Source organism: Pristimantibacillus sp. PTI5 (genome assembly GCF_048572955.1).
In the GTDB taxonomy this organism is placed as follows: Bacteria; Bacillota; Bacilli; order Paenibacillales; family Paenibacillaceae; genus Pristimantibacillus.
Genome location: NZ_CP183886.1, coordinates 4,133,040 through 4,154,060, shown reverse-complemented (window position 1 = coordinate 4,154,060; position 21,021 = coordinate 4,133,040). Strand labels below are relative to the sequence as shown.

11 protein-coding genes are annotated in these 21,021 nt (G+C 47.8%); 2 read left to right on the top strand and 9 right to left on the bottom strand.

Annotation, left to right across the window (positions count from 1 at the left end):
* Nucleotides 1–21 precede the first annotated feature (21 nt).
* The 8 genes from ACN6MW_RS18520 to ACN6MW_RS18485 all read right to left on the bottom strand — a co-directional run bounded on the left by ACN6MW_RS18520 (nucleotide 22) and on the right by ACN6MW_RS18485 (nucleotide 16,042).
* Nucleotides 22–966 (bottom strand): methyltransferase domain-containing protein, encoded by a 945-nt coding sequence (locus tag ACN6MW_RS18520; protein ID WP_419871533.1) that lies wholly within the window; start codon nucleotides 964–966, stop codon nucleotides 22–24.
* Nucleotides 938–1,792 carry a polysaccharide deacetylase family protein gene (locus tag ACN6MW_RS18515; protein WP_419871532.1) on the bottom strand — a complete coding sequence of 285 codons (855 nt, stop codon included), beginning with the start codon at nucleotides 1,790–1,792 and terminating at the stop codon, nucleotides 938–940. Before ACN6MW_RS18515 ends, ACN6MW_RS18520 begins: the two co-directional genes overlap by 29 nt.
* Nucleotides 1,793–1,894: 102 nt before the next feature.
* Nucleotides 1,895–3,463 carry a glycoside hydrolase family 32 protein gene (locus tag ACN6MW_RS18510; RefSeq protein ID WP_419871531.1) on the bottom strand — a complete coding sequence of 523 codons (1,569 nt, stop codon included), beginning with the start codon at nucleotides 3,461–3,463 and terminating at the stop codon, nucleotides 1,895–1,897.
* 105 nt (nucleotides 3,464–3,568) lie between these two features.
* Nucleotides 3,569–5,032, bottom strand: coding sequence for a glycoside hydrolase family 68 protein (locus tag ACN6MW_RS18505; protein ID WP_419871530.1), 1,464 nt, complete (start codon nucleotides 5,030–5,032; stop codon nucleotides 3,569–3,571).
* A gap of 168 nt (nucleotides 5,033–5,200) precedes the next feature.
* On the bottom strand, nucleotides 5,201–6,481 hold the full coding sequence (locus ACN6MW_RS18500; RefSeq protein WP_419871529.1) for an ABC transporter substrate-binding protein: 1,281 nt from the start codon (nucleotides 6,479–6,481) through the stop codon (nucleotides 5,201–5,203).
* 36 nt (nucleotides 6,482–6,517) lie between these two features.
* Complete coding sequence (locus tag ACN6MW_RS18495; RefSeq protein ID WP_419871528.1) at nucleotides 6,518–7,699, bottom strand: response regulator transcription factor; 1,182 nt, start codon at nucleotides 7,697–7,699, stop codon at nucleotides 6,518–6,520.
* Nucleotides 7,700–7,702: 3 nt separating this feature from the next.
* Entirely contained in the window at nucleotides 7,703–9,484 is a 1,782-nt protein-coding gene (locus ACN6MW_RS18490; RefSeq protein WP_419871527.1) for a sensor histidine kinase, read from the bottom strand.
* Between the two features lie 174 nt (nucleotides 9,485–9,658).
* Complete coding sequence (locus ACN6MW_RS18485) at nucleotides 9,659–16,042, bottom strand: phosphodiester glycosidase family protein (protein WP_419871526.1); 6,384 nt, start codon at nucleotides 16,040–16,042, stop codon at nucleotides 9,659–9,661.
* A gap of 208 nt (nucleotides 16,043–16,250) precedes the next feature.
* On the opposite strand from ACN6MW_RS18485, the gene ACN6MW_RS18480 reads away from it, so the two are divergent.
* Both ACN6MW_RS18480 and ACN6MW_RS18475 read left to right on the top strand, forming a co-directional pair.
* Entirely contained in the window at nucleotides 16,251–17,435 is a 1,185-nt protein-coding gene (locus tag ACN6MW_RS18480) for a glycosyltransferase family 4 protein (RefSeq protein WP_419871525.1), read from the top strand.
* A 51-nt stretch (nucleotides 17,436–17,486) separates the two neighbouring features.
* Complete coding sequence (locus ACN6MW_RS18475; RefSeq protein ID WP_419871524.1) at nucleotides 17,487–18,455, top strand: metal-dependent hydrolase; 969 nt, start codon at nucleotides 17,487–17,489, stop codon at nucleotides 18,453–18,455.
* 357 nt (nucleotides 18,456–18,812) lie between these two features.
* On the opposite strand, the gene ACN6MW_RS18470 is transcribed toward ACN6MW_RS18475, so the two are convergent.
* Nucleotides 18,813–20,747 (bottom strand): hypothetical protein, encoded by a 1,935-nt coding sequence (locus ACN6MW_RS18470; protein WP_419871523.1) that lies wholly within the window; start codon nucleotides 20,745–20,747, stop codon nucleotides 18,813–18,815.
* Between the last annotated feature and the right edge of the window lie 274 nt (nucleotides 20,748–21,021).

Below are 21,021 nucleotides of genomic sequence, written 5' to 3'. Positions count from 1 at the left end.
AAGGAGCAGCGCTGCTCCTTCTCAGCGCTCCGCCGTCACCGCGAAATAAACAGGGAGCAGCCCGAGCGTCATCGAATCGGCAAAGGTATGCAGCTGTGCAGCCTGAAAGCCTTGCGCTTCCAGCAGCTTAATCAGCGTCTTTTTCCTGAAAAAGTTCGCTTGCGAGCGATGGAACGCAGGGTCGGCGGTTGGCGGACGGAGCAGCTTATTCCTGACAAACTGGAGCGTTTTTTTGCTGAACGCTCCTTTTCTAGCAAAAAGGTAATTCCCTATGTAGCCTGAACCATGCACAAGCAAAAAGACCTTCCCTCCCGGGGAAAGCACCCGGTACATTTCCGCTAAAGCTTGTTCCGCATTCAAATATTGCAGCGCCGCTCTGCATATAACAAAATCAACGGAAGCATCCGCGAGCGGAATCCGATGAGCATCAGCAACCTCCGCAACGACCGCGCAGCTCGAATTGCTTTGTTCCAACAACTGCTCATCGAAATCATCCGCTAGCGGTATACGATGCGCATCAGCTGTCTTCACTACAACCGTGCTGCTCCGATTGTTTCGTTCCAGCAGAAGCTCTTCCAGCAGCTCGATCTGATTCGCGTTGGCGTCGAAGCCATAGATTATCTCCGGCTTGCTGCCTAGCAAGGAGAATACTGTCGCCCCTGCCCCGCAGCATAGATCCAGAATCTTTTTGCGGCCGCCGGCCTCTTTTTGCAGAAGAAGATCGAAGGAGTCCGGCTCATACCTCTGCCTATGATGCTCGTAGCAGGCATACCCGAACTCTTTATCCAAGAGCTTTAAATGGCTGGACAGCACGCCTTTGGAAATCAACGCTGCCTTGACTGCTTCTGGCGGTTGATTCCTATCCCCATTCCTGTCCCTTCTGTTCAAGCCATTTTCTCTGCCAAAATAATACGCAGCGCCTGCCAGCAAATCCCGGTTAAGAATAATTTCTGTTTTTACGCTCATTTTGCGCCTTTCCCCCGATCTGAGGGCAATACCTGCTGATTGACATGCAGCTATAATCGGCCAAAAGCGCTTTCAACTTGTCATACGCAGCATCTAAACCAGAATATCTTCTAATGCTATTCAGCTTCGAAGTGTTAAAAATACGAGGCTGATGAGGATCCAAATCATAGGGATGGATATAAAAAACGAATGAGTTCCGTTTTCTTATGATGCTTCTTGCTCCCAAGCTGAATAATCGATAAGGATAGATTCGAAAATAACCTCCGCCGCCCCAAGGAACATGGACCCCGCTTACGCGATATACCGGCAGAGGAACCTCCCACAGGCCGTCCCTAATTCTGAAAGGAAGTGCGTCAGACGCCGGTAAATCAAACTTGGCGTACAGCTTGTTGAAGGTATTCGGAATGAGGCTGGAATCATAAGTAAAACCTTCTTCTATTAAAAGATCGAGCCCCCAATCCGTCATGGAAAAACAAGGAGCGCGATAACCATTCACCTTTGAGCCTATTATATTTTCTAAAATGTCCTTGGACATTCGGATGTCTTGCTTGAACTCTTGAGGGGACTGCTGATAGACCAAGCGATGGGAATAGCCGTGCGAAGCGATTTCATGTCCTCTGCGGTGTATTTCTTTGATTAAATCAGGTCTTCTCTCCGCAATCCAGCCTAGCGCAAAAAAAGTGCCCGTCGCCGCATTTTCGTCCAATAAATCCAGGATTTGATGAACCGGCTTCTCCAGCCTTATTTCATGGCCCTCCCATTCCGAAAGCGTCAAATCCGGGCTGCAAAACCAATCCTCCACATCGACCGTAAAAGCCATTCTCATGCCCATCCCCCCTTCTTCCCCTATTATTCCTCATCTGTCGAACGATGGCAACATTTGTATTCAGAGGTATGATAATGGATGGGAGGGGTACGTTTTACTAGTCTAATCTTTGTTAAAGTGCTGGATGACTACATTTTCAAAAAGCGCGGTGCCGCCTTCCGAAAAAAGGCTAATCGCTTTATCGTCCATTTCCGGGAAAACCAGATTGGAAAAAGCGACTTGGCCGTCATCGATAAACACTTCGATGCTTGTTTTATCTATCAGGATCTTTAAGTGAACCTTGTTTTTCTTCACATCAAATGGCGCTTTGCTTTCCAGATATCTTCTACTCGTGTCGGGCTGCACTGTAAAAGCTCGATTGACGTAAGAATATTGGCCATCTATAAAAACACCGACATCTACATGACGGGTTTTATCTGCAGATTCACGAAGCCTTAATCCGATGTTCTTGCTCTCCGTCCAAGAGATATCGGCGTCAAGCTGGTACGTATCGCCTGTTACCGGAAGCGTAGAAGAGCCATTCACTTTGATTTGTTGAAAGGAATCCGCCTTGCTAGTCCATTGTTTCAAAGCTTCAATGGGCTGCGAAACCAGATGATACGTACCATCCCCTGCATGTTGTAATTGAATCTGACGAACAATGGAATCCGTTCCGTTAAAGCCTTCCTTCAGCGTTGGCGTGTTATGGGGGTAATCCCAATTATTCATCCAGGCCAAAGCATAACGATCATTGTATTTATCGTTGTCTTTTCCGTCTTCGAACGTTACGGCCCCATACCAATCGAAGCCATAATCCAACCACTGCGGTTCCTTGTAATCCGGGGCGAACGCCTTTCCGTTATAGCTGCCCGTCCAATAAGCGTAGGTGTTTGGTTTTCCTATCGATTTACCATTTGCGCTGGCACCCAGAATCCATTTCAAGCTGCCGTCATCCGCCCGCAGCCTATAAAGATCGGGGCATTCCACAATGCCGATATCTTCTGTGAAGTAACCGCTGGTATAGCGCCAATCTTTTAGATTATCGGACTCGTAAAAACCTATTTTCGTTCCTTCCGCCATGACCATCACCCATTTATGCGCTTGGTCGTCCCAGATCACTTTCGGATCTCGAAAATTGTCCGTGCCCGGATTCGGCATAATCGGATCGTTGCTGTAAGATTTAAACGTTTGGCCTTTGTCCGTACTGTACCATAAATATTGTTCCTGCTTCTCGCCTTCCGCAGAGGGCTGGGTCACAATGGCCACAAGTGCCCCTTTTCCGAAACCAGCCGTATTACTATCATCCACAACGACAGATCCCGACCATGGATCGCCGTTGGGGTTTGTATATTTGGGAATGGCCACCCCTTCATCCGTCCAATGCATCAAATCCGTTGAGGTGGCATGCCGCCATTCCGTGCCGTTCCCATCTGGATAATCACGATTATAGAGATAATAATAATGATATTTCCCATCCAAAAAAATCGGTTTCTGCGGATCATTTTTCCACTTGTCGGGTACGGTGAAATGATAGGCAGCCCGATAGGACGATTTATTTTGCGAATCGATCGTCGGTTCAACCTTCTTGTTCTTTCCTAAGTCATATACCGCTGAGACTATCATGATCAAACAGCTCATACCTATGATGAATACAACAACGATTCCAATTGCTGCTGTCTTATTTTTGTTCAAGTCGACACCTCGCTTTTTAGGCTGCTACTCCCTATTTCAATAAAAAAAAAAAGAAAACGCCAATTTCAAATTGGCATTTTCTATCTTAGTTAAGGAAGAGAACGGTTATTTAATCGTTAATTGCCCTTGTTCCAGGATCTTGTTTGGCACGACCGAAGTCTTAGAGCCTTTGATGTTCATCAAGAAGCTTGGCGCAAAAGTGGAATGATGATCTTCAAAGTAACCTCTATTCGTCATGTAGCTTGTGATGACCACGTTATTGCCTTCGACTTGCGGAATCGCAAAGTGAGCGTAACTCCAAGTGATATCATAAGGATTAAGATCCTGATGAAGGACAAGTCCTGTGTCGTTCAATGGTTTGTACGGTCCGTTCAAATCATTCGAAACGTACCCGAGCATGTAAATGTCTTCTTTATCGATGCCATCAATGTACATTTTGGAGCCTCTTGAGCTTGTGAACATATACCATTTGCCATTGAGCTCAAATACGTTAGCGCGTTCAATCTCGTCAGTTACGGTATTGGAAGCGATCAGCGGCTTCATTTCTTTTTTGAACGTATAATCGTCATTCAATTCAATGATACCGAGTGCGCCATTCGCAATTTCCGCATAAGGTTTGTTCGGGCTTTGCATCAGCTTGTTTTTCTCCGCTTGGAAGAAGGTATTGTTTCCGCCGTAATAAGCTTTATTAAATAAGGATTCTGCTCCTTGGTAACCCGTTTCCGAACCGGTATTCGCTTCAAAAATAAGGTATTTACGGCCGTTCTCCTCCACGTAGTGAGGATCTCTCAAGGTATGGTTATCGTTGTAGTCGCCCTTGCTGAAACCGGTGGTATCAACAGTTTGATACATCTTGCCTTCCTTGCCGTCATAGATCGATTTGAAATCTTCCACGCCATCGACGTTCAGCGTATCGCCATTTGGCTGAGACACATTGATTTGAGCCGTTGTTAGGGTTTGCTTCCCGTAAAAGCCACGAGCCGGATCCCACGGATGACGGTTCGTATAGAACAAGCGAACTTCGCCGTCAGAGGTCATCGTTGCGGAGCCCGACCATTCTTCGGCTTGATTGTTTAGAATCGCGTCTTTCGGTACGAGCTTGTCGCTATCCTTAAATACCCGGCCGGCATTCTTCCAGCTGCTGAGGGATGTATCTCCCGCTTTTTTATAGAACAAATAAATAAACGTGTCCGAACCTCTTTTAGGGTCTCCCGCCAAACCAAACACGATTTGGTAGCCGTTATAGTTTGCCACGGTTCCATCCGCATTTTGCAGCGGCCAAGTATCCCAAACATCCATTTCGATTTTGTTGCCATTCTCGTCGTACTTGACTGCGGAAGGAATGTTCTTGATGGTGGAAGCATCGAACGCCGGCACTTTGAATTGTTCACTCTTCTGCTGTTCCGGCAATTTCAACATGTCAGCGCGTGTGATATGGGAAAACCCATAGCTATCATTAAAATCGCTGCTGTTTTTATCTTTTGCAAATGCTTGAGTCCCGCCTCCTACCAGTAATACGGCGGTGAAGGTTACAGCTGTCGCTTGTTTCATCATTCTTTTGAAATTCATAATCTGACTCCTCTATGATTAGTATTTGGTTTCCTCAAGATCAGATCGAAACATCCGATCATGTTCTACCGCTCTCCCCCCTTGTTCTGTGCTCCCTTTATTTTAATGAATACGCGTCGCTGCGGACATGTTGTATATTGATGTATCTACGGGTTTATATTGATCCAGCTATGGCTTCTCCGACTGTTCCCATAGCTTTTGGAGCTCCTGCAGCAATTGATCGCGGGTAAACTGGTTGCCTACGTAAGCCTGCATGGCATAACCAAGCTCCTCTCTTACCCTCGGAGGAAATTTGAACCAATTCCAGGACAACGTTTTGTTCTCTTCGGTGTACCGGATAATATCATTCACGAGCGCTCCCGAACGATCCGTTTCTATATTTTTAAAAGCTGAAATAAACTGGAATTGCTCCTTCATAAACGTTTTACCTTTGTCCGAAGAAACCATCCAGTTTAAAAATTTCTTAGCTTCCTTCTTTTTCTCCGGCGAAGAAGCTTTGTTTACCGCCCAGTTGTTGGATACGCCTATCGGCAGGGCATCGTTTCCCGCATCATCATTAATCGGCATAGGTAAAAAACCGATGTTCATATTCGGCGTGATTTGATCAATCTTGGATTGCACCCAGTTTCCTTGCTTCAGAATCGCCGCTTTTCCTGTGGCAAACAACTCAACTTCCGTATTATAGTCTGTGGTCAGAAAATCCTTATTGCCGTATTGAACGGTCAAATCCAGCATACGAATGACACCTTCGAACCTTTTGTTGCCTGCGATCGTTTGCGTCCCTTCGTTTAATTCTTGAATAAAAGCATCCGGATCATCCTGCTGGGCGAAAGCAATATTGAGCAGCAGAACGAAGAACCAGCTGTCCGAATAGCCGACTGCAAACGGGGTAATGCCTGCGGAATGCAGCTTTTCCACCGCCGCCTTTAATCCGGTAAACGTTTTTGGCGGCGTCTTGATCCCGGCCTTTGCGAATAGATCCTTGTTATAAATAAAGCCATAACCTTCAAAATTGATAGGCATCCCGTATGTTTTCCCATCCAGCCTCATCGGCTCAAGCGCAGCAGCATAGGTATTTTCCACCCAGGGTTGATCGGACAAATCCTCCAGGTACCTTTTCCACATTACCGCTTCTTCATAGCCGCCGTTCGGAAAAATATCCGGGCCTTTGTTTGCCGCAAATCTCGCTTTTAATTCCACCAGGTAGTTCGCGCCGCCGCCAAAGGTTAGCACATTCAGCTTCACGTTCGGATTCTCTTTCTCGTATTCCCTAGCCATTTGCTCGAACTGCGTGGAAATTTCCACTTTCGGATTAAGCACCTCCAACGTGATGGTCGGTTCCTCCGTTTGAGTATCCGGTTCCTCAGCCACTCGATTGTCCGTCCCGCAAGCAGCAAGCGATAAAGTCAGCAGCACGGCTAACATCCATTGGAAAACCTTGCTTTTCATGATTTCCCCCCTTTTCTTTTTATAGCCTTAAGGAAGCTATTGCACGTTTTTTAATTTCCGGTTCGCTTCTTCATTCCGATATTCCAGCGGCGTCATGCCGACGTTTTTCTTAAACAGCCTCGAGAAGTAATTTTCATCCTGATATCCGAGCTTTAGCGCGATCGAATACATCTTCTCATCCGTTTCGCTTAACCACTGCTTCGCCTGATTAATTCGCAATTGCATCACGTAGCAGGACAGGGTCATCCCCATTTCCTGCTTGAAGCGCCGCGAGATATGCTCACGGCTTAGGAAAAACCGGTTCGACAGCTTGTCCAAGCTCAGCTCCTCCATATAATGCTCGTCCACAAACGCGACAATGTCATGCATGCGCCTTGCATCATCCAAATCCGCCAAACGATGGATCGCTCTGAACTTTTGTTCGGCCATTGCCTGCTGCGCAGCTTGAAAAGCTTGAGGGAGCTCTTCCAACGATTCGATTTCAGGGCCGCTAACGAGACGAACGGGAATATCAAATTGCTGGGTAATCCATTCCTCTACCTTAAAGAACTGGCCCTGACTAGACAGGATCACACAGACATTTGGCTCGTTCTGAAGGGCATAGGCATTTCCCCGCTCCTGTGTAACCAGTTCATCGGCCAAAAGCTGAAGATAAGGACCCCAGTGGTGCGATTGGTAGAAATACATCAACGTTAGATCGAATGCATCCGCTCGCGGTAATGATAAGGCAATTGGAGTGGAATCAAAAGGCTCACCCTTGCTGGCTGAGGTTATTTCCCGGTTTAAACGAAACGTCTTAACCTCATCATAGAAACCCGATTCCGAATTGCGGCGCTCTTCCTCTCCTTGTTCCCAGGCTTGTATCGCTCCCTCCAAGGTTTCATTCAGCATGTCTTCTTCGATCGGCTTCATCAAATAATCAAAGCATCCGTGCTTGAACGCTGTACGCATAAAAGTATAATCGTCAAACCCTGAAATCATAATGACTTTTCCCGGGTAGGCGTTCGCATCCAACCATTCGATTAAATCAATCCCGTTACTTCTGGGCATTTTGACGTCAGTCATGATGATTTCCGGACATTCCCGTTCAATCAGCACTTTCGCCTCTGCACCGTTTTTGGCTTCCAAAACCTCGGTAATCCCGTGTTTTTCCCACTGTCCCAGGAACCGAATGATTTTTCTAACATTGGACTCATCATCTACAATAAGAGCTTTCATATGTCAGTCCTCCTTTAAGTAGAGCGGAATCACCAGCCGCACGGAGAACCCTTGCCCCTGCAACGTATCCAGTTCGATTCCCGCCGTCTGATCATAATGAAGAATCAAGCGATCATGAATATTTTTTAAGCCGATATGCTCAAGTGAATAGCTTCCTTCGTTCACCGGCGCGTAGATTTTGCTTTTTAATGCCGTCAGCTCATCATCCGTCATGCTGGATCCGTTATTTTCGACGACCAGATTCAAATATTCACCCCGTGTTTCACCGTGGATTCGCAAGGCAGCATGCTCGCAGCCCTCGTCATAACAATGTTTAAAGAAGTTTTCGACGAGCGGCTGCAAAATCATGCTCGGAACCGGAATAGCCAGAATGGCCTTCGGCAAATCGATCGAATAGCTAAAGTCGGTTTGAAAGCGTTCCTCCTGCAGGTTCAAATACGCTTTAACATAATCCGCTTCACTCCGAACCGTCGCCTTCTGATCCACGCGAATGGAGTAACGCATCATTTTGGATAAGGAGGTAATCAGCTTATATACTTTTGGAGATTCTGAGAATAGGGCCACCGCAGCAATCGATTGCAGGGAGTTGAATAAAAAATGCGGATTGATCTGGGACTTTAGCGCCCTGTGCTGATTCTTCCTGTTCTCGAGCTCCAGCTTGTACTCCCGGTCGATGTGACGGTTAATCCGATTCATCATCTCCTTGATATGCCTTTCCAGACTGCCGATTTCATCCTCCCTCTGATCGTCAAAGAGGGCATGCATATTCCCGCCTTCTATGCTCAGCACTTTTCGGCTAAGCAGCTTGATGGGACGTGTAATCTTGTATGAAATAATCGCGATCATTAACAAGCCAAGGACGACCACAATGACACCAACGATGATGTTCGTGTAGGCGGTTTTTCGCACATTTTCAAATAAAAACTTACTTGAGGTGATCTTCGTAAAATGCCATTCCTTTATCGGTTCATGCAGCGTTCTGGAAAAGACAATATCGCCGTCTGAAGAATATGCGCCTTCGGCCGACGCATCGATTTTCTTCTGTAATTCGGTTGGAACGGACTTGCCTATCAGCGCTTCATCGCTTGCATAGATGACTTGGCCGTTCGCATCGGATAGCCATACGGTTTCTTTGTTTTTTTGAAGATAATGATCCGTTATGCGGGCGATCTTGCTCAAATCTATGTCGATCGTAATGATGCCAAGAAATTCATTCGATAGTGTATCCATCATTTTGTGATGAACCGTCAACACAACCGTTTTATCCGATTGGGGCAAGCTCGAGGTATTGTTATAATTCTCGATCCGATGAGGCGGTTCGATCAGATAATTCTTTTCAGAGCTTATGAGCTTCTGCATCGAAGCCTGCTTCATAAATTCCGGCTTACGCTTCCGGGAGCTCAGCAGGGTATTATAAACGGTAAACGAGCTGTTTCCTTCGTCGATGTAAAACCGAACCTGCCGTATTTCGCTCCTCATTAAATAGAAGGTGGTCATGCCTTTATAAATTTCAAACTGATTGAAATAGTGGGACCGATCAAAGCCCTGTTCAAAAACTCGGAATAAGTCTGGATTTCGGTATAAAATATACGGCAGATTCACGATGTCATCCAAATATTGCTCCAGTTCTTCCGAAGCCTGCTGCATTTGTTCGCTGCTGTTCTCAAGTTCATGCCGTTCCACATTCTGTTTCGTTTGCCAATAGATCAACAGTACGGATAGAAAATACGGAACGATAATAAAAAGAAGCAGCATGATTAATAAGCGGTTTTGAATGCTTTTCACAATAATGCCCCTTTTCTTCTTAAAGGCTTAGGTTACATTATAACTTTCATGTATAACGAATGGTTTCTCCAATAGCTGGTAAACACTATTCGCAATAACCAAACAAATTGAAGGGGCTGTCCCCTAAGTAGATGAATCTACTTGATGGGCAGCCCCTAAATGAACAGGTAATCCTTATTCGTTTATACGGTTAATTAGATTCAAAATCATCTGCGCACTTTCCGCTCTCGAGCCCTTAGCGACCGGTGCAAAAAGCTCATTCGTGCGTCCATTCATGAGTCCAAGCTCGGCTGCCGTTCCAATTGCGGTTCTTGCCCATTCTGGAGCGGCGGCCGTGTCTGAAAAGCGCCCATCGCTTAGAGCCGAACCTGCCTGCTTCTTCACCTTGTATTCATGGGCTCTCACAAGCATTGCCGCCATTTCCTGACGGGTAATCGAAGCGTTTGGCACAAATGTGGTTGCGCTGACTCCGTTCACGATCCCCGCTTGCTGGGCAAGAGCTACCTCGCTCGCATACCACTTCGCTGCAGGTACATCCGTAAACATCGGCGCGGCTTGCCCCGTAATCCCAAGCGCTCGTACAAGCATCGCTGCAAACTCTGCACGTGTAACGGCTTGGCTTGGATTATAGCGTTCAGCGGATACGCCTTGAATGAGCTGCTTGGCCGCGAGCTCTTTCACCGCTTTGGCTGCCCAATGGGTTTGCGGCAGGTCGATGAACGACTTATCGTATTCCAATATCGCATACTTGCTAAAATGATGGACGGAAGCCGTCAGCCTGCCATTTGCCAGCTTGCCTCCTATATATTGCAGCTTGCCGTCGTCCGCAATATAGTAAATGCCAAGCAAGCTTGCATCTGCTTGCGGATCTACCGCAAGGGAGATGGTGAGCGGCTGGTCAAACTGGCTTAACGTAACCGTTTCGCCCGCTTCCGTCGTCATCGTCAAGCTGAAATCGAGAAGCTCGGCACCAGCCAATTGCAATTGTGCGCCAGCTTGGCTGCCCGCATTTGCGAGTAGAGCGGCCGCTTCATTGCTAGTTGCTGCCTTGGCCGTCAACGAGATCGTACTTTTACTCACTTGATCTGCCGGAAGCAGCTTCGTTAAATCTTCCAGCACCTTAGCTGGGATGCTGACCGCTAGGTTCAGAGCATCCACTTTAAACGGAGCGCCAGCGAGCAGCTGCGCCGTGTTACCTGGTAACACCAACTCTTTCAGCTGACCATTCGTTTCAATAATAACCTCACCGTTCGCGTTTTTATCCGTTAACTGCTTATCGGTGATTTGGACCACGCCAGGCACCTCAGGTGACGGTGCTGCTGTTGGCGTTGGAGTCGGCACCGGCGTAGGCACTGGAGTCGGTGTCGGCGTTGCCGGCTGCGTCACGTTGATGACATACTCGGTCATTTTGCCGTCATAGCTTGCCGTTATCGTTGCGGTGCCCGCTTGCAAGGCCTTAACGGTGCTGCCGTCTACAATCTCCACCGTATTGGTGCTGCTGCTCGTAAATTCAGCTTCCCCGGTCACATCTGTTGAGCTGCCGTCACTATATACCGCGGTTAGCTTGGCTTTAGCCGACTGACCTGGGTTCATTTGCGCTTGCAGGCCGCTCAGCTCCAGCTTGCTTAACGTGATTTCCGGCTCATTGGCCGTAACCGTCACTTCATATTTTGCGCTGAAGCCCTTGTAAGTCACAGCTATTTCCGCTGTACCTTCCTTCTTCGCGCTTACCAGACCCGCTTCGTTAATGGCAACAACTTCCTCATTCGAGCTGGCAAAAGCAAGCCCGGTCAGAATGACCTCTTTCCTGCCTGAGCCATACACGGCTTCCGCTACCGTCTGATCCGCCGCGCCGACCTGAAGCGCCGTTTTCCCTTGCAGCATTACGCCTTGCAGCGCATCCGTTACTGTAATGATGCTCTCGGCAAAAATAGCCGGGTAACCGCTAACCGTCGCTCTTACCGTTGCTTGACCCGGCTTCACCGCCGTTACCACGCCTTCTGCATTTACCGTAACCGCGCCCTCCGGCGTCGATTGAACAACGGACCAAATCAGCTCTTTCGCTGTTGCATGATCCGGCAGCACGGCAGCCTTCAGCGTCATCGATTGACCCGCTTCAAGCGCAGCGGATGCTTGATCCAGCGTAACCGTCTCCGGCTCCACCTTCGCGATCGCAAACCGGTCAATCTCCCGGCCATCCACCGTTCTGCCTACGACAACCATCTCGTCTTTGGTGATTTCAACCGCGGTAAAGATTTGAGCATCCTCGTCAAAAATCTTTTCCTGCCAGTAATGCTCGGTTAGTGCATAAAACTTCGGACCCGACGAGCCGCCGATGACATAACGCGTGCCTTGTCCTTCGGCAACCTTCTCTCCGCCCTTCATCGGGTACGAGCGCATGTAAATATGGTCGTGTCCGTTCATGACGAGATCTACGCCATGCTTATCGAAGACCGGCACCCAAGTCGACTGGACCTTTTCATTGGCATAAATGCTGCCATAGGGTCCTTGGTGAAAGAAGATGACCTTCCACTTTTTATCCGACTTCGCTAGATCCTCGTCCAGCCACTGCGCCTGTTCATCGAAGATTGCGCTAGACATCTCCGTGTTCATCACGACAAAATGCGTATCCTTCACGTCAAAGGAATAGTTCGAGCCTTTTACGCTTGCCGCGCCGTTTTGCGGATTATGGAACTGAGCCAGGTAATCGCCGGCACCATTCGTCCCCATGACTTCATGGTTCCCGATGATCGGAACAAGCGTCGTATTCATCAGCTTCTCCTGAGCAGCTTCAAACCACCAGTCCCATTGCTCCTGCTCATACCCTTTATCAACGATATCTCCCGCATGAACGAGCATTTCCGCATCCGGCATGTAGGCCGCAGCTTTCTCTAGCGTATTGCCCCAAAGCGCGAAGCCCGCCTTCGAGTCGGCCTGAGAATCGCCAATGAACAGGAATTTCATCGTATCGCCTGCAGCTGCGCTTGTTCGGAAGGTTCCTTGGCTGCTTACATTCGTCTTGCCGTCGCCAACACGGTACACATAAACCGTATCCGGCGTTAGCTGAGCGGCTTCCGCTTTATGAACGCGCAACGTTCCGTCATTGTTGGTGTTATAAATCGAGCTTGTACCTGCGATCTCAGTTACATTGTTATCCTCAAAGCTTGTGAATTCCGACTGCTTCACCAGCTCAACAACCGTATCCGCCGTAAGCGGGTCCGTCTGCCAAGTAAATTGGCGCGAGGTGCTCGGATCAGCTCCCATCGTCACATTCATGTTGCGCGGCGCAGCCGTTCCCGCATAAGGCGCCACCTTAAACGTCATGACCGGGCTGTACGCACTGCCTTTTACCGCCTGCACGTTATACGTCCCTGCCGCCTCAGTCGCTGCAGTCGTCGTCAGCATACCGTTCGCGCTTGAGCTCGCATCCGCCACCTCGACTTGATTAATCAGCAGCTTCGCGCCTTCAACAGCCGAGTCACCCTGCAGCTCTGTTACTTTGAAGTCTGCCGCAAAGCCCATGCCGATCGCAAAATGATCCCAGATCAGCTTCAGCTGCGTCTTAACGGTCGCTTGCGCCGCAGCGCCGACGAAGCTGATTGGAGTACCTGTGCCTTCCGTAGAAAGGACAGCGCCTGAAGTATTTTCAATGACCAGCGGCTTCGTCACTTCCACCGCCGCCTGCTCGAGCGTCAGCGGACCGATATAATCATTGCGGACCGTATATTGAATTTGGCCGATGAGATCGGTATCCGCAAGATTAGCCTCATTAATATTTAGCAGATCTAATCGTACAAGGCCTTGCGCCTCGTCGATCACCGGCTCCAGCTGGCCCTCCTGCACCTTGCTGCCGCGGATGACTTGGAGATTTTTAACCGCTGCGGGATCAAACTTGAAGGCAATATGCCCTTCCTTCAGCTTGCTTGCTTTCTCCGCATGAATATTCAACGTATACGTATGGCCTGCGTACACCTCGCTAGGCGTATCGTATACATAATAGGGCGATCCCAGATTGACCATGAAGTACCATTCTTTGATCGTCTGATTGCCCGCCATGTCGCGGATGGCCATCTTCACCTTGTGACGCCCTTCCGCAAGCGGAATGGTCGGTTTATACGTGATGAGGCCTGCCGGCGGATGGAAGCCGTGCCCTACGAGCTGGTCATCCACATAGACGCGTGTCTTGGCAGGATCAATTAAAGTCGTGCCGGGATGCTGCACAGGATCATAACCTGCATCCTCGCCGTGAACCGCAATCGTCGGCGTTGCCGTCTTGATCACGGCATTCTCAGCCGGATAAATATCTTTGAACACAGGAGGCGTCGTATCCTCCTCGAGCGATCCGTAGAGGGCACGGATATCATCGATATAGAGCGCGCCGTCCGTCTTCTTGACGTTGCTGGTTTCCATGTAACGGACAGGCATGTCCATCGTGAGCGGCGTTGCTTTGCCTTTTGGCACAGCCACCTCTACGTATTTCCACCCCGTCCAATTCACGCCGCTGACATTATCCGTAAAATCAAGCGGAATAGCGGCATTGTTGCCGTCCCTTAGCTGGGCGCGCAGCCAGTGCTTCTTCCCGTCCCCATAAACCCACATGCTGAGCTTCTCCGGGTAACCGGGAATTTGAATGCGGTTTTGCGTAGAGGAGGCTGCCAAGTAAGCGCCCGAGGTGCCCGTCTTGCCGATAAAATCATACTCCAGCTTCAGCGCCTTATTCCCGCTTCGCACAAAGTCCTGATCCGTCACTTCGACGATTCTCGCGTAGTTTGCGGCAGCGCTGGATGCGATATAGTTGCCTAAGCCGGACTCAAAATCCTCCAACATCACAGGCGGCAGACCGACATTCACCTCGAACGAGGTTTCCACATTGCCGTATTTTACGAAGATTTTGCCATGCTGCCCGTTCTCCGTCGTCGCTTGGAACACACCGTTCTCGTCTATAGTTCCGATATTGCCTTCCACGCGCCATTCAAAATTACGATTATTCGCCTGCACGGTTTGACCATTGTGCAAAGCCTTCACGGATAAAGTTGCCGTTGCTCCTGAGGTGTAGGTCTTCATGACATCCGGAAATTGAAGCGCCGTAAGCTGATCGACAACCTCAATTTCTCCCTTTCCTTGCACAGCGCCGGCCGTCGCCGTAACGAAGCCTGTCGCGGCAGCCGTACCTGCCGTAAATACGCCGTTTGCATCTACCGTTCCGAGCGACGGATCTACCTGCCAAGAGAGCGTATCCGAGTAAGCGGCCGGATGGCCGTTGGCATCGACTCCTGCTGCTTTAAAGGCGTACGAAGCGCCTTTCAAAATACGCTCCGCGCTCGGCTGAACCGCCAGCTTTGAAGCGGTGTTAAGCTCCGGGGCTGTGTTTACGAGCAGCAAGCTGTTGCCTGTCTTCCGCTCGCCGCCATCGGAGCCTTGGTTCAGCATCTGAATCTTGCCCGTTCCCGGCAGCTTCGCGACGAACGTGGAGGAGCCGCCGCCGTCAAGGTTCATGCCGTTAACGACGCCCATGTCCTTTAACACTTTCGCAAGCTCATCGGTTTCAACGCCCTCGCTGAAGCCCGGCGCCCTTCCATCGATCTCGAAGAGGACAATGCTGCCATCGGCCTTCGTCCCGATCGCGGTACGAGGATGCACACCCGCCGGTCCTACGGTTAACTGCGGAATGCCGTCCTTCACGAGAGGACCTTGGCCGCCAATAGCGACCGTTACCTCGCTCCACTCGCCATCAAGGGCAAAGCTGGCCGTCAGCTCATCGCCAACCTGAAGACCTGCCACTACTACACGTGATGTGCCGGAGGCGGATAAAACAACTTGTCCTTGAGCAAGCGCCGTATCTCCTTGATCCTTGCGGAGCTCAGCGACCTTCAGCTTCATCGTCTGCCCGCTTTTCACGTCTCCTTCGATAATATCCAGCACGACCTCGTCGCCCAGGTTCGTCGACTTCGTCGAAGTATTGTAATCCGCCGTGTAGAGAACCAGATGGTTCGTGTCCCGGTAACGGTTAATGCTTGTCAGATTGGTGGTCACCCCGCCGACCGTGACCGTCTTCGTCAGCTTTGGCGCGCCATAAATCGAGGAACCATCGGCTTTCAGGCCAAAAGCATACGAGGAAATGGCGCTATTCAGAATGCGCCCCTCATCCATAAACAAGCCGTTCGGCACGCCCGTTGCGAAGCCGCTGATTTCATAGAAATCGCCATTAATTCCGGCAATGACGCGGCTTCCCGGCGCATCTGCATGAGCGGCCATTTCGGTCACGCCCTTCATGCCGTACACTTTACCGTCCTTGGTGCCCGCACGCAGCTCCAAATTCGGATTTTTCGGATCAAATGAAACCGCATGTATTTTTTGCAGGCCTCGCTCATTCTCCATATCCATCCACGTATACACCGCACCCGGTGCGAGCTCCGTCTGGCGGATGTCGATGACCTTGCCATATTCCGTTGTTGGAAGCTCCGTAATAGCGGCATTAACAATGAATGCCGGCTGGAATAACGAGATTAATAGAGCAAAGATGATGAATGCATGCGTTTTTCGCAGGTACCTACTCACAATTCAATTCCTCCTAGTGAAATTTCGCTGCCCGTCACGCGGACAGCATTCTAGAAGTAATCTTAATGATAGAGTATGAGGGGGGTGTTAGTGGGGGGTTAAGAGATTGTGAAGGGCCGTAAATTCACGATTTCTTTACTCAAATGTGCAACAGAGATAATAATCATGCAGTACTGTGAGGATATCATCCCGGAAGAGGAGTGATTCAATGCGAATTGCCGTGTTCTCAGACACTTATGTCCCGCAGATCAATGGCGTTGCTCTTACTTTGAAGCGATGGACCGATTATTTGTCCGACCATGGTGTTGAATGCATACTGTTTGTGCCTACCGCACCGGAACCATCCTATGAAGAAGAAGTGTGCAGGCTCGCCAGTATTCCTCTCCTGCTCTATCCGGAACATCGGTTTGCCATTCCCAATTTGCTGCGGATTCGCCATCAGCTTGCCCGGTTCAAGCCTGATCTTGTCCATATCGCCACCCCCTTCAACGTCGGACTCGCCGGTCTGACTGCCGCCCAGAAGCTGCACATTCCTGTAGTCGCCTCTTACCATACCCACTTCGACCATTATCTGGACTCCTATCGTTTTCCGTTCGCCCGGGCGTGTTATTGGCCGTATATCAAATGGTTCCACCGTTCCTGCAGCGCCATATTCGCGCCTTCGCTGGAGACGATCAACAGACTAGAAGACAAAGGGCTGCGCAATCTTGCTTTGTGGACCCGAGGGGTGGACTGCGATTTGTTCACGCCCGAGAAACGATCGGACCGTATTCGCGAGCTGTACGGGATTAAGGAGCGGTATCTGCTCCTATTTGTCGGCCGTCTGGCGCCGGAGAAGGATTTGGATATCCTGCTTCAACTCATGCATCAACTGCCTGAAGAGATCCGCGGACAGGTCCACTGGCTCATCGTCGGCGACGGTCCCATGATGGAGCAGGCCAGGCAGGAAGCTCCTCCGAATGCAACGTTCGCCGGCTACCAAAGCGGAGAAGCGTTAGCGGAATTTTACGCCTCCTCGGATCTGTTCGTGTTTCCTTCTTCGACCGAAACATTCGGTAACGTCGTGCTCGAGGCAGCGGCGTCCGGTCTTCCCGCTATTGTCGCCGATAGCGGAGGCGTGACTGAGATTGTTCAGCATGGGAAGACCGGGATGCATGTAAAGGCGAGAAAAACGGAAAGCTTTCTAGCTGCCTTGACCGATTGGATTAACCATCCGGGTGAATGGCAGGAATTCGGGGTAAGGGCCAGAGCTTACGCGCTCACGCGCACATGGGACCTCGCGATGGAGTCGATTTACACACGCTGCCTGCAGATCGCAGAAACGGAGCATAATCAGCTGGCTGCCGCAAGACAGACGATCGCAAACATGCTTGAAGAAGGCGAAACTGCTTGAAGATAGAACGGGGTATGTTCACATCTGAGCTTCATTAGGAGGTACAGGGATATGGATACCGGAACACATCTTCTGACTGGCGCCACCTTGGGCGGACTGGCGATTTCGCTTGCCGATCCCGCTCTCTTCAATCATTCGACCGTCGCTTACGGATTATTCGCGGCGACCATCCTTGGGTCGAACGCCCCTGATTTCGATGCCGTCATTCGTATTCGCGGGTATAAGTCGTACTTACAGCATCATCGGGGCTTCAGTCATTCGCTGCTTATGCTTGCGGGGTGGCCAGCTGTCCTCGCCCCCTTGATTGCTCTCGCATTTCACGCCTGGGCCTATCTGATCCCGATATTTCTATGGACGATGGCCGGGGTCGTGTTTCACGTCTTCCTCGATTTTTTCAATGCATACGGCGTGCAATGCTTCAGACCGGTCTCACGAAAATGGTTCCACGCGAACACCATTCCGATCTTCGATCCGATTCTGTTCGTTCTTCATGCTGCGGGGCTGCTGTTATGGCTGTTCGGCGTCTTCGGAGCAACGGCTATTTTCCCGTTCGTCTATGCCCTGACCTTTCTCTTTATCGGATGCCGTATCCTGATCGGCCGCATTATGCTGCATCATGTCCGCAGGCGATACGGAACTGCCGGATATTCCTTCCTAGTTCCGCGCGGACTCCCCCACAAGTGGAAATACGTCCATGAAACCGGGCAGGCTTATATCACCGGCTCGATTCGCGGGTTTATGTTCGAGGAAGAAGCCATTTTCGAGAAAGGGGAACAGAACGATGTAATTCAGGCGGCGATGGGCAACGACGGAGTACGCACGTTTCTCCATTTCACGCATCATGTTCATATCTCCTGCCAGAAGCTTCAGAACGGATATCGGGTCGAGCTGCGCGACATCCGGTTTCGACACGGGCGTGATCTTCCCTTCGGTATGGATGTCACGTTAGATGAACGACTGCAGGTGACTGGGGACACGATCGGGTGGAGGAAAAAGATTTGGGAGCCTCCTTTTGCTTGATGATTGGCAAGGTTGAGGGAGAGGTATTTTAGAGAGGGCAGTCGAAAGTGGGAAAGCAGAAGGGAGTTTGAGAATCTTTACGGATTCTCATACCCTTCTGCTTTTTCTTTTCTGCTTACTGTGAGCGCATTGCACTGCGCATGGGAGGAGGGTTATCGTAGAAAATACTTTCCAAAATGCTACAACGTACACATAATAACACAGACATCTTAACTAAGGCATTTTATTATTAATTGTTGATTTTAACTAAAAGAAAATCACCAACTGCAGACGGCGATTAATATGTAATTGATAATTTATTACCAACAAAAACCGCCCACTGAAAAAGGCGGTTAATTGACTTATTATACCCGTTTTTTAAAGTAACTTTATTTCTGCAGAGGTACAAAATTCATCATTTATTTTGATTATTGAAATAATAAATAACCGCAAAAATATCATGTAATTCTGATTGTGTATCATTTCACCATCGTCACTTTTGGGCTGTGTATGGCTGTATTTGTTTCTTAAATCTAATCCGTTGTTAAATTGCGATTTGTTAAGCGTATAGTTGATATAGTCTTGTTCAGGTCTTGAAAAGAGCGTACATTCAAATTCAATTACAGTTCTCTTCTCAAGATCATCTATAATTTTTCTTCCTGACTCCGAGTATCTCCAATAACTGATTACTTCATTAAAATAAAGATCTTTAAGAATCATAATAAGTAGCAAGTCATTAAATATTAGATTCCCTACTCCATCCATAACCAAATATCTATGATCCAAGAGCCAATTAATACTCGAGATATTGTAGTCTGAGTAGTCGTTTAGTTTTATTTTCTCGTTGTGAATCAATTCAAAAAAGTTTTTATAAGATTTTTTTACTATTTCGTTATAACCCAAACCACTTTGATCAGAAAAAAGTAAAAAAGTCGCAGTCTTAAACTCTTCTCCCACACCGTATGCATATTTTCTTCCTACCAATGATGGGATGTTTTTATATATGAGATGTTCAGAGCGAATTTCAAGTAACTCAAAGTCAATTTGTCCCTCTTGAACAAATAATGAGAATTGTTTAAGAACTGATTCTAATGCCGGCATAATATTGGTGCATTTTTCAAGGAGAGTGGAATTAGCTGAAGGCATAGTGACTTTGAAGTTGTAAGCATTGAACTCAACCACAAGGTATTCTTCAAAAAACCACTCAATAACTTCTTCTAATCTAATCCCCATACTAAATAGTTGGTTGTAGTATCCCACCATTTGAAGTAATGAAAGGATATTCTTTTGGTCGAAAGCTACTCCTTTTGTATATGCATTTTGGGAAGAGGTAAACATATATCGCTCAAACACACCCATTTCGTTAAGTTTATTGACCAACGGACATCTCATTTGTAGATCAACAAGCTCAAACAAATAAATAAAATTGTTTAATAGGGTTGCGTATTCCTCATTTTCTTCAAGCCATTTTGTGCTATAGGTTGCGGTTATTGAATGATCTTCTGTAATTAAAATAACTTCCTTACTCTGAGATTTGGAGAAGCTAACTTTTGTTTCCATAACCATTCCCGAATTCCCATTGAATAATTGCTTTTCTTGTTCTACAGCCTTTCTTTTTGCTTTCAACAAGGTTTTCGGAGATATTTGAAGTTTATCTTTACTACTTTGTATATTGGCAATAAGCCGTAGGTAATTTATATTAGGATTATCACTATCAATGTATCTGCTTATAATAATTTCTTTGTCCTCAATAGTTAATTCTTTCGGGAAATATATCGGATCTTTTTCAGAAATATGTTTTAGTTCATATTTATCCAAAAGTAGTTTGGCCGATGAGATATCATTTAGCATATAGGCACTAATGATCCTACCAAAATGTTCTGTAATATGTTTATACTTCAGCAATTCGTATAGCGACACTTTTGAGGTATTTAAAATCTCCTTAAATTTTTCCTCAGTCACACTTTCATATACTTTGAATTTCTCGATTAATTCCCAAAAATCACTTCTATAATTAATATCAACATCACAATAAAGTGTAATAAGGCTATCATTGGTAATGGATTTAAATAATTTAGCTACAATCCCCAGGAATGTTTTCACTACATTCTCGTAACGAATTATATCGTCGATAGTCCAATCTGATAGGAATATTTTCTTATCAAAATACTTCTTAACATTATATAGTTCAATTACGTCGTTAATATCCTGCGCTTCTTTTCCTGCTTCATTCTCTTTAATGAGATTTTCACAATTTCTCAGATTACTACTATTCGACATATCTGTTATTGAATAAAACTTGACCTTTTCCATTATTTCATCTCCTGTAGATCCCTTATTTCAACTCCTGTAGGATTCACCAATAAAGTCTATTAATACAATATACCATAAAGTGGATAATGCAATTTGTTGATTGAGTATGTATACAACTCAACACTATATAACTATCCTGCCCTATCGTTACTTATCTCGATTAGAACACAGCATCACAACGCCATCCAATCGTATAACCCACTAAATTACACCATATTAACGAGATGGCCTATTAAACTAATTCGACGTAAATAAGGCTGTCGAGACTTACTCG

Bases quoted from the DNA above. Each gene is read 5' to 3' on its own strand.
- ACN6MW_RS18475 (WP_419871524.1), top strand. From the start codon at position 17,487: ATGGATACCGGAACACATCTTCTGACTGGCGCCACCTTGGGCGGACTG.
- ACN6MW_RS18505 (WP_419871530.1), bottom strand. From the start codon at position 5,032: ATGAATTTCAAAAGAATGATGAAACAAGCGACAGCTGTAACCTTCACC.
- ACN6MW_RS18515 (WP_419871532.1), bottom strand. From the start codon at position 1,792: ATGAGAATGGCTTTTACGGTCGATGTGGAGGATTGGTTTTGCAGCCCG.
- ACN6MW_RS18500 (WP_419871529.1), bottom strand. From the start codon at position 6,481: ATGAAAAGCAAGGTTTTCCAATGGATGTTAGCCGTGCTGCTGACTTTA.
- ACN6MW_RS18495 (WP_419871528.1), bottom strand. From the start codon at position 7,699: ATGAAAGCTCTTATTGTAGATGATGAGTCCAATGTTAGAAAAATCATT.
- ACN6MW_RS18520 (WP_419871533.1), bottom strand. From the start codon at position 966: ATGAGCGTAAAAACAGAAATTATTCTTAACCGGGATTTGCTGGCAGGC.
- ACN6MW_RS18470 (WP_419871523.1), bottom strand. From the start codon at position 20,747: ATGGAAAAGGTCAAGTTTTATTCAATAACAGATATGTCGAATAGTAGT.
- ACN6MW_RS18480 (WP_419871525.1), top strand. From the start codon at position 16,251: ATGCGAATTGCCGTGTTCTCAGACACTTATGTCCCGCAGATCAATGGC.